The organism is Actinomadura logoneensis, from assembly GCF_003428695.1.
GTDB classification, from domain to species: Bacteria; Actinomycetota; Actinomycetes; order Streptosporangiales; family Streptosporangiaceae; genus Spirillospora; species Spirillospora logoneensis.
The window spans coordinates 1-15738 of record NZ_QURH01000291.1 but is presented as its reverse complement, the minus strand read 5'-3'; the positions used below and the strand labels follow the sequence as shown (position 1 = coordinate 15738).

16 protein-coding genes are annotated in these 15738 nt (G+C 74.1%); 9 read left to right on the top strand and 7 right to left on the bottom strand.

The genetic code is table 11. The annotated features are described in order from the left end of the window. Positions 1 to 104 precede the first annotated feature (104 nt). A complete protein-coding gene (locus tag DZF91_RS17630; protein WP_235834371.1) occupies positions 105 to 1172 on the bottom strand; it encodes an alpha/beta hydrolase in 1068 nt (355 codons plus the stop codon). 131 nt (positions 1173 to 1303) lie between these two features. Between DZF91_RS17630 and DZF91_RS17625 the strand changes: the two genes are divergently transcribed. Beyond that, entirely contained in the window at positions 1304 to 2644 is a 1341-nt protein-coding gene (locus DZF91_RS17625) for a DNA recombination protein RmuC (RefSeq protein WP_117358551.1), read from the top strand. Positions 2645 to 2700: 56 nt separating this feature from the next. Continuing rightward, complete coding sequence (locus tag DZF91_RS17620) at positions 2701 to 3237, top strand: DUF6542 domain-containing protein (protein ID WP_117358550.1); 537 nt, start codon at positions 2701 to 2703, stop codon at positions 3235 to 3237. A 289-nt stretch (positions 3238 to 3526) separates the two neighbouring features. Here DZF91_RS17620 and DZF91_RS17615 read toward each other — a convergent pair whose 3' ends face one another. Beyond that, complete coding sequence (locus DZF91_RS17615) at positions 3527 to 4492, bottom strand: 4-hydroxy-3-methylbut-2-enyl diphosphate reductase (protein WP_117358549.1); 966 nt, start codon at positions 4490 to 4492, stop codon at positions 3527 to 3529. Positions 4493 to 4785: 293 nt separating this feature from the next. Between DZF91_RS17615 and DZF91_RS17610 the strand changes: the two genes are divergently transcribed. Both DZF91_RS17610 and DZF91_RS17605 read left to right on the top strand, forming a co-directional pair. Continuing rightward, complete coding sequence (locus DZF91_RS17610) at positions 4786 to 5724, top strand: hypothetical protein (protein WP_117358548.1); 939 nt, start codon at positions 4786 to 4788, stop codon at positions 5722 to 5724. Positions 5725 to 5908: 184 nt separating this feature from the next. After that, entirely contained in the window at positions 5909 to 6199 is a 291-nt protein-coding gene (locus DZF91_RS17605) for a hypothetical protein (protein ID WP_147341191.1), read from the top strand. 11 nt (positions 6200 to 6210) lie between these two features. Here the strand turns inward: DZF91_RS17605 and DZF91_RS17600 are convergent, their stop codons facing one another. Continuing rightward, entirely contained in the window at positions 6211 to 7197 is a 987-nt protein-coding gene (locus DZF91_RS17600; protein ID WP_117358546.1) for an ArsR/SmtB family transcription factor, read from the bottom strand. Positions 7198 to 7253: 56 nt separating this feature from the next. On the opposite strand from DZF91_RS17600, the gene DZF91_RS17595 reads away from it, so the two are divergent. Then, positions 7254 to 8552, top strand: a complete 1299-nt coding sequence (locus tag DZF91_RS17595) for an MFS transporter (protein WP_158587968.1) — start codon at positions 7254 to 7256, stop codon at positions 8550 to 8552. A gap of 4 nt (positions 8553 to 8556) precedes the next feature. On the opposite strand, the gene DZF91_RS17590 is transcribed toward DZF91_RS17595, so the two are convergent. Continuing rightward, positions 8557 to 9522, bottom strand: a complete 966-nt coding sequence (locus DZF91_RS17590; RefSeq protein ID WP_117358544.1) for an ArsR/SmtB family transcription factor — start codon at positions 9520 to 9522, stop codon at positions 8557 to 8559. A gap of 163 nt (positions 9523 to 9685) precedes the next feature. Between DZF91_RS17590 and DZF91_RS17585 the strand changes: the two genes are divergently transcribed. Continuing rightward, on the top strand, positions 9686 to 10894 hold the full coding sequence (locus tag DZF91_RS17585) for an MFS transporter (RefSeq protein WP_158587967.1): 1209 nt from the start codon (positions 9686 to 9688) through the stop codon (positions 10892 to 10894). Positions 10895 to 10968: 74 nt separating this feature from the next. On the opposite strand, the gene DZF91_RS17580 is transcribed toward DZF91_RS17585, so the two are convergent. Both DZF91_RS17580 and DZF91_RS17575 read right to left on the bottom strand, forming a co-directional pair. Next, the gene (locus tag DZF91_RS17580; protein WP_147341190.1) at positions 10969 to 12207 is read right to left on the bottom strand and encodes an MFS transporter; all 1239 of its coding nucleotides are present in this window, start codon (positions 12205 to 12207) and stop codon (positions 10969 to 10971) included. 42 nt (positions 12208 to 12249) lie between these two features. Then, on the bottom strand, positions 12250 to 12690 hold the full coding sequence (locus tag DZF91_RS17575) for a MarR family winged helix-turn-helix transcriptional regulator (protein WP_117358541.1): 441 nt from the start codon (positions 12688 to 12690) through the stop codon (positions 12250 to 12252). Between the two features lie 105 nt (positions 12691 to 12795). Here DZF91_RS17575 and xseA point away from each other — a divergent pair, with 105 nt between their 5' ends. The 3 genes from xseA to DZF91_RS17560 all read left to right on the top strand — a co-directional run bounded on the left by xseA (position 12796) and on the right by DZF91_RS17560 (position 14924). Next, positions 12796 to 14010 carry an exodeoxyribonuclease VII large subunit gene (xseA, locus tag DZF91_RS17570; RefSeq protein WP_117358540.1) on the top strand — a complete coding sequence of 405 codons (1215 nt, stop codon included), beginning with the start codon at positions 12796 to 12798 and terminating at the stop codon, positions 14008 to 14010. Positions 14011 to 14209: 199 nt separating this feature from the next. Then, a complete protein-coding gene (locus DZF91_RS17565; protein WP_117358539.1) occupies positions 14210 to 14578 on the top strand; it encodes a hypothetical protein in 369 nt (122 codons plus the stop codon). Between the two features lie 106 nt (positions 14579 to 14684). Then, positions 14685 to 14924, top strand: coding sequence for an exodeoxyribonuclease VII small subunit (locus DZF91_RS17560; protein ID WP_117358538.1), 240 nt, complete (start codon positions 14685 to 14687; stop codon positions 14922 to 14924). Between the two features lie 158 nt (positions 14925 to 15082). Here DZF91_RS17560 and DZF91_RS17555 read toward each other — a convergent pair. Beyond that, a partial coding sequence (locus DZF91_RS17555; RefSeq protein WP_147341189.1) for a DUF4245 domain-containing protein occupies positions 15083 to 15738 on the bottom strand: 656 nt, incomplete at its 5' end.

The following is a 15738-nucleotide window of genomic DNA, read 5'->3' as shown; positions in this document are numbered from 1 at the left end:
CCGCCCGGCCATGCCCCGGGCCGCCCGCCCGGTCATGCCCGCCCGGTCATGCCCGCCCGGCCGCGGCCTCGCCGTGGGTCTGGTCGCGGCCCGGCGGGGCGTGGTCAGGCGCCCGCGTCGGCCAGGAAGTCGGCGATGTGGCGGTAGGCCGCCTTCCCCTCCGGGACGAACTCGGCGAAGATCGGGAAGACGTGCGCGAGCCCGTCCCACTCCTGGTGGACGCTCCGCACCCCGGCGGCGAGGGCGCGCTCGTGCGCGTCGCGCGTGTCGTCCCGCAGGATCTCGGTGCTGGACGCGACGAACAGCATGGGCGGGAGCCCGGTCAGGTCGCCGCGCGCGGGAGCGTGGAGCGGGTCGTCCTCCGGCTTGCCGTCGCAGTAGTCGCGGCCGAGCCAGGCGAGGTTCTTCGCCGGGATGAGGCAGTCGGTGCGCTCGTTGGTGTGGTGCGAGTCGGCCGCGCACAGCAGGTCCACCCACGGGGACAGGCACACGGCGGCCTTGGGGAGCGGCAGGTCCCGCTGCTTCAGCGCCAGGAGCAGCGCCATGGTGAGGTGGCCGCCCGCGGAGTCCCCTCCGACCACGATGTTCTCGGGGGCGTGGCCGCGGCCGAGCAGGAACTCGTAGGCGCCGACCGCGTCCTCCAGGGCGTCGGCGGGGGTGTGCCGGGGGACGAGCCGGTAGTCCAGGGCGAGGACGACACGTCGCGTGGCCGCCGACAGCCGCCAGTTGAGCGGACGGTACAGACGCGGCCCGCCGAAGAAGTAGCCGCCGCCGTGCAGGTAGAGGAAGACCCTGTCCTCGTCGGGCCTGCCCGCCCGCACCCACTCGGCGGAGCACGTCCCCAGGTCCTGCGGCTCGAAGGCCACTCCGCGCGGGGTGCTCTGGAGACGCGCCAGCACCGCCGCGGCGCGCTGCACCCGCAGCAGGCCCTCGTCGGTGAGCGGGCTCGCCGCCCAGAACGACCGGAGGACCATGCGGATGACGCGGTTCGCGACGCGCGCCTGGAGCGACGCCGGGGAGCCGGGTTCCAGCGCGAGGGCACGCGCGACGCCGCGCTGCCTCCGCGTGGTGGCCACCGGCCGGAGCCTCCGCCGCTCCATCCGTCCGGCGTCGGGAGGAGCGGACGCGGAGGTGGAGGAGGGAGTCGGGTCGGAGGCGGGGGTGGACGGCATGGCCGCTCCTCGCGGGGGACGTCACGGCATTAAGTACACAATCAGTCTAATAGGCGGGACAACAGGGGCGGCTCGCCCGAAGTTCGGCGCGTCGCGCTCGCCCGCCCACGTTCCGCTGCCACGATTGCCGGATGGATCTCGCGCTGCTCGTCGGCCTGCTCCTCGGGGCCGCCCTCGGCGTGGTGGTCGGATACGCCCTGGCCACCGGCCGCCAGGGCGCGCTGATCGCCCGCGCCAAAGCCGCCGAGGAGAAGCTCGCCTACGCCGAGGAGCGGATGGCCGAGCACTTCGAGAACCTGTCCGCCAAGGCCCTGGACGCGTCCAACCAGCGGTTCCTCGAACTGGCCGACGCCCGGCTCAAGGTCGCCGGGGCCGAGGCCGCCGGCGAGCTCGACCGGCGCAAGCAGGCCGTCGAGCACCTGGTCGCGCCGCTGCGCGAGACCCTCGCCAAGGTCGAGGAGCAGCTCCGCGAGGTCGAGACCGGCCGCCGCGAGTCGCACGCGATGCTCGCCAAGCAGGTCGAGTTCGTCCGGCAGAGCGGCGACCAGCTCCGCACCGAGACCCGCGCCCTCGTCCGCGCGCTGCAGCGGCCCGAGGCGCGCGGACGGTGGGGCGAGCTCCAGCTCCGGCGGGTGGTCGAGCTGGCCGGGATGACCCACCACTGCGACTTCGACGAGCAGGCGTCCGCGGCCACCGAGGACGGCACCGTCCGGCCGGACCTGGTCGTCCGGCTCGCGGGCGGCAAGAACATCGTCGTCGACAGCAAGGTCTCGCTCGCGGCCTACCTGGAGGCGGCGTCCACCGGCGACGCGTCCGCCGAGCGTGCCCGGCTCGACGCGCACGCCCGCCACATCCGCGACCACGTGGACCGGCTCGCCGCCAAGAGCTACTGGCAGGCGTTCAGCCCCGCGCCGGAGTTCGTCGTGCTGTTCGTCCCCGGCGAGGCGTTCCTCGCGCCCGCGCTCGACCGCGACCCCGCGCTGCTGGAGTACGCGATGCGGCGGCGCGTCCACATCGCCACCCCCACCACGCTGATCACCATGCTGCGCACGGCGTCCTACGCGTGGCAGCAGGAGGCGCTCTCGCGGAACGCGCGCGCGGTGTTCGACCTGGGCAAGGAGCTGTACGAGCGGCTCGGCACGATGGGCCGGCACGTGGACGAGCTGGGGCGGTCCCTCACCGGGGCCGTCCGCGCCTACAACCGGACGGTCGGGTCGCTGGAGACGCGCGTCCTGGTGTCCGCGCGGAAGCTGAACGAGCTGGGCGTGGTCGAGGACGGGCTGGAGGCGCCCGCCCCCGTGGAGGACAGCCCGCGCCCCCTGTCCGCCGCCGAGCTCACCGGCGCCGTCCCGGCCGACGGCCGGGGGCACGATGCGGACGCGCGCGCACGCCCCGCCCAGGCCCCGGAAGCGGTAGGTTTCGGCGGACGGGCCATCCCTGATCAACACGATCGGCGAGAGAGGTGGCAATGAGTACTTCGACGGTTCGTGGCGCGCCGGACGGCGCCTCACCCGGGCCAGGGGGTCCAGTGCGGCAGAACGCCTCCGCGCGCCGGTCGTCACGGTCGCCGCGCCCGTCCGGCACGGCGGGCCCGGTCACCCTCACCGGCCGGGGCGGGGTGGCGCTCATCCTCGCCGCCGCCCTGTTCGGCGCCCTGCTGGCGAAATGGGTGGACGTGCCGCTGCTCGCCGGGGGCCTGTTCGTCGCGGGCTGCGTCCTCGCCGCCCTGCTGACCCGGCCCGCCGACCTGCCGACGCTGGTCGTCAGCCCCCCGCTGGCCTGCTTCGCCGCCACCGCGGTCGCCGAGTTCGCCACCGACGGCGGCCCGCTCACCCGCACGCTGTCGCTGGGCCTGCTGAGCGCGCTGGCCGGGATCGCCCCCTGGCTGTTCCTCGGCACCCTGGTCGCGTTCGCCGTCGCCGTCCCGCGCGGGCTGCCCGCCGCGCTGCGCGACCTGCGCGCGCGCCTGGCCCGCGGACGCACCCTGGCCGAGGACGACGACGTCGACCCCGTCCGCTGGGAGGAGCCGGCGAACCGCCCCCTCCCCCACGGCGACGTCGACTAGTCCGCGGTATTGATTGCAGTCCCGGCCCACTCCGCTCGCCTAACGGCTCGCTACGTGACCGTGCCTGGGCGAACGCGGCATCGCTTCGCGATCTGCCCGGCTTCGCTCGCCTTCGGCTTCGCTCCACCGGGCAGGTCACGCGTTCGCGTGCGTGGCCGAGGCCCCGTCGAGACAGGCTCTGGACCTCGGTTCATCGATCAGAACGCGTAGTACCGACCAAACGCGTTTTGAAGCCCAAGCCCGCTTCGCCGCGGCTCCAGGCTCGCCTGCCGGGCGGGCGGGCGCGGGGTCAGACCGGCTGGATGCGGAGGTCCTTGCGGAGCTCGTGCGGGAGGGCGAAGCGCATGCTCTCCTGGACGGACTCGATCTCCTCGACGTCGCCGTAGCCGCGCTCGGCGAGCCAGGCGAGGACGCCCTGCACGAGCTCGTCGGGCACCGACGCGCCGGAGGTGACGCCGACCGTGCCGACGCCCTCCAGCCAGGACTCCTGGATCTGCTCGGGGTAGTCGACCAGGCGGGCGTCGTCGGCGCCGTGCTCCTTGGCGACCTCGACCAGCCGCACCGAGTTGGACGAGTTGGTCGAGCCGACCACGATCACCAGGTCGGACCGGGCGGCCATCTGCTTCACCGCGACCTGCCGGTTCTGGGTGGCGTAGCAGATGTCGTCGGACGGCGGGTCCATCAGCTTGGGGAAGCGCTCGCGCAGCTTCTCGACCGTCGCGACCGTCTCGTCCACCGAGAGGGTGGTCTGGGACAGCCAGGCGACCTTCTCGGGGTCGCGGACGGTCACGTTGGCGACGTCGTCCGGGCCGTCCACCAGGTGGATGTGGTCGGGGGCCTCGCCGGTGGTGCCGATGACCTCCTCGTGGCCCTCGTGGCCGATCAGGAGGATGTCGTAGTCGTCCTTGGCGAACCGGACGGCCTCCTTGTGGACCTTGGTCACCAGCGGGCAGGTCGCGTCGATGGTGCGCAGGTTGCGGCCCCGCGCCTCCTCGTGCACCACGGGGGCGACGCCGTGCGCGGAGAACACCACGATCGCGCCCTCGGGGACCTCCTCGGTCTCGTCCACGAAGATCGCGCCGCGCTCCTCGAGCGTCCGGACGACGTGCACGTTGTGCACGATCTGCTTGCGCACGTAGACCGGCGCCCCGTAGCTCTCGAGGGCGCGCTCGACCGTCTCGACGGCCCGGTCGACGCCGGCGCAGTAACCGCGCGGCTTGGCGAGCAGGACCCGGCGCTGGCTGGTGGAGGTCATGTCCCTATCGTACGAGCCGTCCCGCCCGTCCCGGACCCGCCGGGCACGACCCGCACGGCTTCGGCACCGAACCCTCACCCGCCCATCGGACCGCCCTGCCCGGGATCGGCCGGGAAGACGCAGGTGAAGCCCGCACTGTGACCGAACCCACGCCGTCCCGGACGGAAATCCGGGAGCGATGGTGCCTGATATCGCTGCTTTGGGGCAGAGTTGTGGGGACAGACGGTGCGTTACACACGGTGCACGCCCGACCGGCCCGGTCCGCCGGCGGGGCAGCAGGAGGAGTGACAACGATGACGAGATCACCGCGCCGCCTCAAGGAGCAGGTCCGGGAGACCGTCGGCGAGCAGGTCCGCGACCTTCCGCTGCACGCCGTCCGGCTGGCCATGTTCGGCGTCGGCCGGGCCCTGCTGCTGAGCGACCGGGTGACCCGGGACTACAAGGAGCTGACCGAGGGCGGCGGCGTGAAGCCCGTCCTCGGCCGGATCCGCAAGGACGTGCGGCACACCGCGGTGTCCGTGGTCGGCACGGTGGTGGAGCGTGTCCGCGGCGGCGAGGACGAGCCCGAGCCCGCGCCGCGCACCTCCCGCACCCGCACGACGCCGCGCCCCTCGGGCGGGTCGTCGGACGGCTCGGCCTCGCGGTCCTCCGGACGCGCCCAGGAGCGCCCGGCCTCGCGCGACAACGAGATCTCGGTGGGCAAGCCCGCCCCCGCCCCGCGCACGGCGCCGGACGAGGAGACCAAGTCCGGGGCCGCCGGGGAGAAGAGCACGGCGAAGGCCGACTCGGCCTCCAAGGCCGGAGCGGCGTCCGAGACGAAGAAGCCCGAGGCCAAGGCGGCTTCCAAGACCGAGGCCAAGTCGGAGCCGAAGGCCGCGACGAAGGCCGCGTCCGAGTCGGAGCCGAAGAGCGAGGCCGCGAAGGGCAAGGCCGCCGCCAAGGACGCCGCCAAGGACGCCAGGCCCGCGGCGAAGTCGGCGAAGTCGGACGAGGAGGCGAAGCCCGCCTCCAAGCCCGCCTCCAAGCCCGCCGCTTCGGCGAAGGCCGGGGCCGGCGAGCTGCCGGTGCCGGACTACGACTCGGCGACGCTGCCGCAGCTCCGCGCCCGGCTGCGCGGCCTGACGGCGGACCAGGTCGAGCTGCTGCGCGAGTACGAGCGCGCCAACGAGGCCCGGCCCGAGATCATCCGCATGTACGAGAACCGGATCGCGAAGCTCAACGGCTCGAACTGATCCGCAGCGGCGCACCAGCCGACGCGAAGGCCCGTCCGAAAACCGGTTTCGGACGGGCCTCCGCACGTCCGGGGCCGTTCTCGGTCTCCTGGCCTGGCACGTCGTCTGGGCCGTCACCGGCCTCGAGTCGCCCGAGCCCGCCGACCACCAGGGGGCCGCGCGGGTCGCCGTCGCGGTGTTCACGGTGCTCGTGTTCGCCATGACCGCCGCCGGGGTCGTGCTTCCGCCGGCGCTCGTCCAGGGATGGGGGCGGCGGCTGCCGGGATGGATGCCGGCCGGTGGCGCCTGGTTCGGCTGCATGCTCCTCTGTGCCCGGGGGTTCAGCGGCGTCGCCGACTCGGTCGTCCGCGCCACCGGCGTCCTCCCGCACGGGCTCACCGGGATGACGACGGAGCAGGTGTTCGGCACGGCGCACCCGTCCACCTGGGCGCGGGTCGCGAGCGCGGCCACCGATGTGCTGTTCGCGGTCGAATGAAGGCTGACCGGTCAGCGGACGAGTTGGTCTCCGAGCGGGCTGCGCATGTAGAGGACGGACCGTCCGGCGCGGGTCCGGTTCAGCAGGCCACCGGCGTGGAGGGCGGTCAGGTGGCGGCTGACCGCGCCCGGCGTGACGCCGAGCCGCCGGGCGAGTTCCGTGGTGGACGCCGGGGCGGCCAGCATGACCAGGAGCCGCGTGCGGGGCGCGCCGAGCAGTTCGGCGAGCGCGGCCGGGCCTTCGGGCGCGGCCTGGTCCCAGACCGCGCCCCGGCCGCGCGCGGGATAGGAGATCAGCGGCGGCAGGTCCTCGTCGATCATCGTGATCGCGCCGCGCAGGAACAGGCCGGGGACGAGGACGAGCCCGCGTCCGGCGACGTCCACGACGACCGTGCGGACGAGGTCGGACGGGATCACCACCCGGACGCGGCCCGGCGCCCAGGTGACGCGGTCGTCCAGCTCGGCGAACAGGGCCGCCGCGCCGCCGAGGGCGAGGCGCCGCGCGCGGTGCGCGAGGTCGGCCTCCAGGACGGCCCGCATCCGCGCCCAGTAGGGCTCGATGCAGGCGTCCCAGTACTCCTCCAGCGCGGTGCAGATCCGTTCGAGGACGGCGGACGGGTCGCCGCTCAGCGCGGGCGGGATGGGGACGCGCCGGTACGCGGCGTCCACGTCGTGCCGGTAGGCGACGGCGATGTCGCGCCGCACGACCTCCGGAGGCGTCGTCCGTATGGCGGCGAGGGCGGACGCGACGTCGGTGACGATGCCGTCCGGACGCGGGCCGAGGAAGTCCGGGTTCCAGCCGTGCGGGGCGAACAGGACGTCGAGCACCTCGGTGTCGAGCCGGGCGTACGCGGCGGCCGTCTCCCGCACCCACGGCAGGTGCTCGGGGTGCCGGGCGGGGAAGACCCGGGGACGGAGGCTGAACACCAGCTCCAGCAGCGGGGACAGCCCGAAGGACGTCTCGGCGAGGTCCTGGACCCCCAACCTGAACTCATACATTGACCCACAGGGTAAATCTGTTCGTCCGCGGCCCGCGCGGCGCTGGGATGACCGGTATGACGATCTCTCTTCCCCGCAGTCTGGCGGACGCCGCCGGGCATCCCGTGGTCCGGGCGCTCTCGGTCGCTACGCTGGTCAACACGGTCGGCAACGGCCTGCTGATGACGACCGGCGCGCTGATGTTCACCCGCGTCGTCGGCCTGACGGCCTCCCAGGTCGGCCTCGCGCTCACGCTGGGCGGGGTGTTCGGCATCGTGTCGGGCATCCCGCTCGGGCGGATCGCCGACCGGTTCGGGGCGCGTCCGACCGTGGTGGCGCTGCTGGCCGTCCAGGCGGTGCTCGTCCTCGGCTACACGCAGGTGCACTCGTTCTGGACGGCCCTTCCGCTGATCTGCGCCGTCATGTTCGTGGACCGGGGCGAGAGCGCGGTGCGCGGCGCGCTGATCGCCACGGCCCTGCCGCCCGACCGGCGGGTGCCGGGACGGGCGTTCCTGCGGTCGGTGACCAACGTCGGCATCTCCCTCGGGGCCGTGCTCGCCTCGCTCGCGCTCGTGGCCGACACGCCCGGCGCCTACCGGGCGGTCGTGGTGGCGGACGCGGCGACCTTCCTGGTCGCGGCGCTGCTGCTGCTCAGGGTGCCCGCGCTGAAGGCCGGCGGCGGCGAGCGGACGCCCGGCCGGGGTTTCGGCGCGCTCGCCGACGCCCCCTACCTGCTGATCACCGCGCTGGCGGGGGCCCTGGTCATGCTCCAGGGGGTGCTGGAGATCGGCCTTCCGCTGTGGGTGACGGACCGGACGCACGCGCCCCGGGCGCTGATCGCGGGCGCCATGCTGCTGAACACGGTCATGGTCGTCCTGCTGCAGGTCAGGCTGAGCAAGGGGTCCGGCGATCCGGCCCGGGCGGCCCGCCTGGCGCTGCGCGCCGGAGTGCTGATCGCGGTCGGCTGCGTGCTGCTGGGCCTCACCGAGGGTCTTTCCGCGTGGGCCGCGACGGCGCTCGTACTGGTCGCGGTCGCGGTCATGACGGTCGGCGAGATGCTGGGCGCGGCCGGGAGCTGGGCGCTCGGCTTCGACCTGGCGGACGAGCGGGCGCAGGGCGTCTACCAGGGCGTCTTCAACACCGGCTTCGCGGCCGGACTGGTCCTGGGCCCGTTGGTCGTCACCCGGACGGCGCTGCGGTTCGGCCTGACCGGCTGGCTGGTCCTCGGCGGGATCTTCCTGGTGACGGCGGTCGCATTCGTCCCGGCGACCCGCTGGGCCGTCGCGACGCGTCCGTCCCCCGCCACCGGCCCGGCCCCCGACGACGAGACGACCGGCGACGAGGCGGTCGCCACGGTCGGCGAGCCGGGCGCGTGACGGGTCAGCGGACGAGTTGGTCGCCCAGCGGGCTGCGCATGTAGAGGACGGACCGTCCGTCGCGGGTGCGGTTCAGCAGGCCGCCGGCGTGCAGGGCGGCCAGATGGTGGCTGACCGCGCCCGGCGTGACGCCGAGCCGCCGGGCGAGGTCGGTGGTGGACGCCGGGGCGGCCAGCATGACCAGCAGCCTCGCGCGCCGCGCGCCGACGAGCCCGACGAGCGCGCGGGGGCCGTCCGGGACGGTGCGCTCCCAGATCGCGCCGCGTCCGCGCGCCGGGTACACGATCAGCGGCGGGCCGTGTTCGTCGATCATGGTGAGCGCGCCGCGCAGGAACAGGCAGGGGACGAGGGTGAGGCCGCGTCCGGCGACGTCCACGGCGCGTTCCGGGGCGAGCCCGGAGGGGATGACGAGCCGCACGGTCCCCGGGTGGTTCCAGCTGACCCGTCCGTCCAGCTCGCCGAACAGTTCGGCGGCCCCGCCGAGCGCGAGCCGGCGCGCGCGGTGCACGAGATCCGCCTCCAGGACGGCGTGGATCCGCGTCCAGTACGGCTCGATGCAGGCGTCCCAGTACGCCTGGAACGCGGTGCAGATCCGGTCGAGGACGGCGGCCGGGTCCCCGCTCAGCACCGGCGGCACGGGGACGTGCCGGTACGCGATGAGGATGTCGTGCCGGACGGTCTCCGGCGGGGTGTCCCGGAGCCGCGCGAGGTCGTCGGCGAGGTCGGTGACGATGCCGGGTGGACGCGGTGAGAGGAAGTCGGGGAGCCAACCGTGCGGGGCGTGCAGGGCGTCGAGCAGTTCGGTGTCGAGCCGGGAGTAGGCGGCGGCCGTCTCCCGCACCCACGGCAGGTGCTCGGGGTGCCATGCCGGGAAGACGCGCGGACGCAGGCTGAAGACCAGCTCGAACAGTGGCGACATCCCGAAGGACGTCTCGGCGAGGTCCTGGACGCCGAGCCTGAACTCGTACATTGAGAAATAGCCTAAATCGATTCCCCGCCGGGTGCGCCGCCGCTGGGATGACCCCATGCCCTCCCCCAACTCCCCCAAGTCCCCCGAATCCGCCGCGTCCGTAAGTCCGGCGCCGCCGTCTCCGTCCGGATCCCCAGAGCCGGAGGCCACGAGCATGGCGGCCATGGCCCGCCACCCGGTGCTCCGGATGCTGTTCGCGGCGTTGCTGGTCAACACGCTCGGCAACGGCCTGTTCATGACGGTCAGCGCCTTGCTGTTCACCCGGGTGGTCGGGCTGTCGCCGTCGCAGGTCGGGTTCGCGCTCGCGCTGGGCGGGGTGTTCGGCATCGTGTCCGGGGTGCCGATGGGACGCGTCGCCGACCGGTTCGGGGCGCGTCCGACCGTGGTGGCGCTGCTGGCCGCCGAGGGGGTGCTGATCCTCGGGTACACGGTGGTCCACTCGTTCTGGGCGGCGGTGCCGCTGATCTGCGGCGTCACGTTCCTGGACCGGGGCGCGAGCTCCGTCCGCAACGCGCTGGTCGGGCAGGCGCTGCCCGCGGAGCTCCGGATTCCCGGCCGGGCGTTCCTGCGGATGGCGACCAACGGCGGCGTCGGCGTCGGGGCGGCGCTGGCGTCCGTCGCGCTGGTCCTCGACACGCCGGGCGCCTACCGGACGATGGTGGTGCTGGACGCGGTGACGTTCGTGGCGGCGGCGCTTCTTCTGAGGCGGGTCCCGGCGGAGCGCCCGGCGCGGGACGCGGCGTCCGGCGGTCGCGGCTTCGGCGCGCTGACGGACGTCCCCTACCTGGTCATCACGGTGCTGAGCGGGGTACTGGTGCTGCAGCAGGGCATCCTGGAGGTCGGCGTCCCGCTGTGGGTGACGCGCGAGACGCATGCGCCGCGCCTGCTCGTCTCGGCCTGCCTGGTGCTGAACACGTCCATGATCATCGCATTGCAGGTGCGGATGAGCCGCGGCGCCGAGGACCCGCGCGTCGCGGCCCGCGCCTGCCTGCGCGCCGGGACGCTGATGGCGGTCGGCTGCGTGCTGTTCGGCCTGTCCAGGGGCTCGGATCCGTGGACGGCGTCCCTGCTGGTCCTGGGCGCGATGGCGCTCCAGACGCTCGGCGAGGTGCTCTGCGCGGCGGGCACCTGGGCGCTCAGTTACGAGCTGGCGGACGAGCGCGCGCACGGCGTCTACCAGGGCGTCTTCAACGGCGGTTTCGCGGCCGGGGCGCTGCTCGGCCCCCTCGTCGTCACGCAGACCGCGCTCCGCCACGGCATGGCCGGATGGCTGGTCTTCGGTGCGGTCTTCCTGGTGGCGGCGGTGCTGTTCGTCCCGGCGACGCGCTGGGCCGCAGCGAACCGTCCCGCCTGGGAGAAGGCCCCCGCCTGAGCAGGCCGGAGGCGGCCCCGGAGCCCCGGGACCGCCTCGGCTCCCCGTCGCGCGGACGCGAACACGTCGGCACGTCAGGCGCGGGCGTCGGCGGGGACGTCCTGGAAGGTGTGGTCGATGTCGACGCGCTCCAGCGTCTCCAGGTGCCGCCTCCGGACGATCAGGATGCCGATGGCGACCGCGCAGCACACCGCGCCGACGTAGTAGGGCGTCGAGGCGCTGAACCGCTCGGCGAGCCTGCTGCCGAAGTAGGGCGCGAGGGCGCCGCCGAGCCAGCGGACGAAGTTGTACCCGGCCGACGCGACCGGACGGGGGTTGTCGGACACCTCCATCGCCGCCTCGGTGAAGGCGGTGTTGTTCAGCCCGATCGGGATGCCGGACAGGATCGTGCAGGCGATGATCCCGCCGTGCCCGGACAGGGCCAGGCCGAGCTGGAAGACGATCAGCAGGGCCAGCGCGAGGTGCATGACGCGGACGGTCCCGATCCGGCGCTGCAGGGCGGGCGCGGCGAACACCGACGACAGCGCGACCATCACGCCCCAGCCGAAGAACACCAGTCCGATGCCGTGCGCGTCCATGTGCAGGACGAACGGCGTCCACGCCAGGACGGTGAAGAACGCGTAGTTGTAGAACAGCGCGGTGAACGCCGTGGTGGACAGGCCGCCGTGGCCGAGCGCGCGGATCGGCGCGGCCAGCGGCGTCCGGACGGCGGGCTTCGGCGTGGGCCGCAGCAGCGTGGTGACCAGCAGGAACCCGACCGCCATCAGCACGGCCGTCCCGAAGAACGGGAAGCGCCAGTTCATGTCGCCGAGCAGCGCGCCGACGAGCGGGCCGAGGGAGATGCCGATGCCGAGCGCGGCCTCGTAGAGGGTGATCGCCGACTCGGCACCGCCGGACGCAGCGCCGACGATCACCGCGAGCGCGGTCGCGACGAACAGCGCATTGCCGAGGCCCCAGCCCGCGCGGAACCCGACGAGCTGCCCGACGGTGTCGGACGTCCCGGCGAGCGCGGCGAACACCACGACGAGGACGAGCCCCACCATCAGCGTCCGCTTTCCGCCGATCCGGCTGGAGACCCAGCCGGTGACGAGCATCGCGACCGCGGTGATGAGGAAGTAGCTGGTGAACAGCAGCGACACCTGGCTGGGCGTCGCGCGCAGGTTCTCGGCGATCGCGGGCAGGATCGGGTCGACCAGGCCGATGCCCATGAAGGCGACCACGGCGGCGAAGGCGGTGGCCCAGACCGACATGGGCTGCCGGAGGAGCCCGGGCCTGGTCGGGGCCGCCGCGGCCTCCGCTGGCTGTGCGTGCATGGAACCTACCTTTCGGGGGACGGCCCCACCCCCGCGCCGGGGTCAGCCGGCGGGCGGACGGTCGGGGTCGGCGAACAGCCGGCCGAGCAGCGGCAGCGCGGCGGTCAGGGTCTCCCGCTCCCGCTCCGAGAGCTCGGCGAACCGCTGGACGAGGATCCCGATGCGGCGCTCCCGCACGCGGTGCAGCTGGACGGTGCCCTCCCGGGTGATCCGGGCGGTGACCACGCGCGCGTCGGAGGCGTCCCGGCCGCGGGCGACCATGCCGTCCCGCTCCAGGCGGTTGACCAGCGCGGTCATGGTCGGCAGCTTGACGCCGTGCTCGGCGGCCAGCTCCGTCATGCGGCGCGGCCCGTTCTCCAGCGAGCCGAGCACGGACGCCTGCTGGCTGGTGACGGCCTGGTCGGCGTTGACGCGGCGCATCATCAGGACCATCTCGCGGAGCCGGGTGTTCAGCTCCTCGGCGAGCTCGCGGTCGGAGTGCATCGGGTCTCTCCTCAATTACTTAGCCATACTAAGTTAGTCTGTCTAATCTTTCAACCGGCGGTGTCCACGGATCGTCCCGCGCTCCGCACCGCCTAGGCTGCCGACATGGCGATGGAGACCTCGGCGGAGTCCCCCGTACCGGTCCGGACGGTGCTTTCGGCGGTCGGCGGCTGGATCGGACGGCTCGGACGGATCTGGGTCGAAGGGCAGATCACCGAGCTCAACGCGCGGGGCGGCACGGTTTACGTCACCCTGCGCGATCCGGTGGCGAACATGTCCGTCCCCGTCGTCGGCCGCCGCGAGACCTTCGCCGCCGCCGGTCCCGCCGTCACCGACGGCGCCCGCGTCGTGGTGCACTGCAAACCGGACTTCTGGGTCAACCGCGGGCGGTTCTCCCTGAGCGCGATCGAGGTCCGCCCGGTCGGCGTCGGCGAGCTGCTGGCCCGGCTCGAACGGCTCAAGCAGCTGCTGGCGTCCGAGGGCCTGTTCCGGCCGGAGCGCAAGCGCCCGCTGCCCTTCCTGCCCGGCCGCGTCGGGCTGATCTGCGGGCGCGACTCCGACGCCGAGCACGACGTGCTGCAGAACGCCCGCCGCCGCTGGCCCGCCGTCGAGTTCACCGTCCGCAACACGGCCGTGCAGGGCTCCAACGCCGTCCCGCAGGTCATGGACGCGCTGCGCGAGCTCGACGCCGACCCGCACATCGCGGTCATCGTGATCGCGCGCGGCGGCGGGTCCATGGAGGACCTGCTGCCGTTCTCGGACGAGGCGCTCGTCCGGGCCGTGGCCGCCGCCCGCACCCCGGTCGTCAGCGCGATCGGCCACGAGCAGGACGCCCCGCTCCTCGACCTGGTCGCCGACGTGCGCGCCTCCACCCCGACCGACGCCGCCAAGCGGGTCGTCCCGGACGTCCGCGAGCAGCTCCAGCTCGTCCGGCAGCTGCGGGACCGGGGACGCCGCGTCCTGGTGGGCGGGGTCGAACGCGAGCTGCACTGGCTCGCCGCGATGCGCTCGCGGCCCGCGCTGGCCGACCCGGTCCGCGAGATCGAGCGCCAGGCCGAGCGCGTCGAGGCGCTGCGCGACCGCAGCCGCCGCTGCCTGTCCGCCGCGCTCGACCGCGCGTCCGACCAGCTCTCGCACACCCGCGCCCGGCTGCTGGCCCTCTCCCCCGCCGCGACCCTCGCACGCGGCTACGCGATCGTGCAGCGGGACGACGACGGGGTCGTCCGGGACGCCGCGTCCGTCGAGGACGGCGAGGCCCTGGTCGTCCGGCTGGCCGAGGGCCGCCTCGGCGTGACCGTCACCGAACGCCAGGTGCCCTGAACCCGCGCCCCGGCGCCCGGCCGCGGCACCGGCCGCCGCGCCGGTCGCCGTGCCTGTCGCCGCGCCGGCCGTCATGCTTGGCCGCCTCCGGCCCGGCCGTAGCCACTTCCGGCCTCCCCGAAATCTTGGAACGTTTGCGCAACTAGGCGACTGTGGGCACGGACCGCAGATCACCTTCACGCTTCGGAGGAGAACGGACATGTCCGTACTGAGCTGGACCCGCCGGACGGCCCTGGCCGCCGGAACCTGCGCCGTGGCGTCCCTCGCCCTCGTCGCGCCCGCCCACGCGAGCGTCTCCCCCACCACGGTGGGGCCGACCGGGCGCTGCGCCGCGGTGGAGTTCACCGAGCTGCACGGCGGGCACGACTACATGCGCGCCAACCCCATCGTCGACTGGAACGGGGTGTGCCAGTTCGGGATCCACGACTTCTCGAACGGAGCGGACTACCCCACGAACGGGCCCGCGGAGACCCCCGAGCCCGGCATCTACGACGGCCCCGGCCACAGCGAGGCCGTCTACGTCCACGACCTGCTCTCCGACACCTGGGGCTGGGGGCCGCGCAACTGAGTCCGCCGGGCCGTCCCCGGCGTCCCCGGCGTGTCCCGAAGTCGGCGCCCGTGGCGGGCGGTGCGCGGTAGGCGGCCGGCTTCGGGACAGGCCCTAGGCTGGGCGGGTGGCCGAGAAGACGGAACAGAGCTATGAGCAGGCGCGGGACGAGCTGACCGAGGTCGTCCGCAAGCTGGAGGCGGGCGGCCTCACCCTCGAGGAGTCGCTGAACCTGTGGGAGCGCGGCGAGAAGCTGGCCGCCGTCTGCGAGGAGTGGCTGGAGGGCGCGCGCGCCCGCCTGACCGCCGCCATGAACGCCGAGGCCGCCGGGCCGGACGGCACGTCCGGTTCCGAGACCCCCTTCTGACCCGCTGAGCAGGGGTCGGCGGGTCAGGAGCGCCGGGAGGTTCGACCGGTCAGGAGCGCCCGGTCAGGAGCGCCCGGCCGGGATCGGCGGACGCGGCCGAGACCGGCAGGGTAGGCCGGGATCGGCGGGCGCGGCCGGGATCAGCGCGGCCGGGCGGGTCAGGAGCGCTGGGTGGGGGCCGGCGTCACGACGCTCGTGCCGTTCTTGTCCAGCGGCTTGAGCGCGGCGGCGAGGACGGCCAGCTCGTCGTAGGACGCGGTGCCGACCACGACGATGCTCACGCCGTCCGGCAGGGTACGGGCCAGCGAGTTGGCCTTCTTGTCGCGGCGGAAGTAGGTGTCCCACGACACGCCGTCCACGACCCGGGCGCCGGTCGCGGCCTTGCTGTTGGTCATCCGGGGGACGTATTCCTTGGCCTTCTCGTTGCTCTCCTCCAGCGCCGCGTACTGCCCGGACGGCGTGAGGAAGCCGAGATGCCACTGGACCGGCTTGCCCTTCTCGCCGAGCCCGGTCAGTCGCGCGCTGGTCGCCCGCCAGCCCGCCGGGAGCCCCTGGGGGCCCCAGGCCCGGTAGGGGCCGTTGTGCGCGAGCGCCCACTCCTGCGCCCGGTAGTCGACCGTCGGGAGCAGCTCCTTGTTCGACCGCGGGGTGATGAGGTAGATCACGCCGACCAGCAGCAGGCACGCCACGATCGCCGAGGCGAACCCGCCGAGACCGGTGGTCAGCCGCTTGTAGAGCCCGGGCGAGACCTGCACCGAGCGCGGCTGCGCGGCGGGGCCGCCGGCCGGGCCGCGGTCCGCGGCGGCGTCCGGCG

Coding starts and splice junctions, on each gene's coding strand:
- DZF91_RS17615 (WP_117358549.1), bottom strand. CDS start 4,492: ATGACCTCCACCAGCCAGCGCCGGGTCCTGCTCGCCAAGCCGCGCGGT.
- DZF91_RS17585 (WP_158587967.1), top strand. CDS start 9,686: ATGGCCCGCCACCCGGTGCTCCGGATGCTGTTCGCGGCGTTGCTGGTC.
- DZF91_RS17625 (WP_117358551.1), top strand. CDS start 1,304: ATGGATCTCGCGCTGCTCGTCGGCCTGCTCCTCGGGGCCGCCCTCGGC.
- DZF91_RS17580 (WP_147341190.1), bottom strand. CDS start 12,207: ATGCACGCACAGCCAGCGGAGGCCGCGGCGGCCCCGACCAGGCCCGGG.
- DZF91_RS17575 (WP_117358541.1), bottom strand. CDS start 12,690: ATGCACTCCGACCGCGAGCTCGCCGAGGAGCTGAACACCCGGCTCCGC.
- DZF91_RS17590 (WP_117358544.1), bottom strand. CDS start 9,522: ATGTACGAGTTCAGGCTCGGCGTCCAGGACCTCGCCGAGACGTCCTTC.
- DZF91_RS17565 (WP_117358539.1), top strand. CDS start 14,210: ATGTCCGTACTGAGCTGGACCCGCCGGACGGCCCTGGCCGCCGGAACC.
- DZF91_RS17630 (WP_235834371.1), bottom strand. CDS start 1,172: ATGCCGTCCACCCCCGCCTCCGACCCGACTCCCTCCTCCACCTCCGCG.
- DZF91_RS17595 (WP_158587968.1), top strand. CDS start 7,254: ATGACGATCTCTCTTCCCCGCAGTCTGGCGGACGCCGCCGGGCATCCC.
- xseA (WP_117358540.1), top strand. CDS start 12,796: ATGGCGATGGAGACCTCGGCGGAGTCCCCCGTACCGGTCCGGACGGTG.
- DZF91_RS17600 (WP_117358546.1), bottom strand. CDS start 7,197: ATGTATGAGTTCAGGTTGGGGGTCCAGGACCTCGCCGAGACGTCCTTC.
- DZF91_RS17610 (WP_117358548.1), top strand. CDS start 4,786: ATGACGAGATCACCGCGCCGCCTCAAGGAGCAGGTCCGGGAGACCGTC.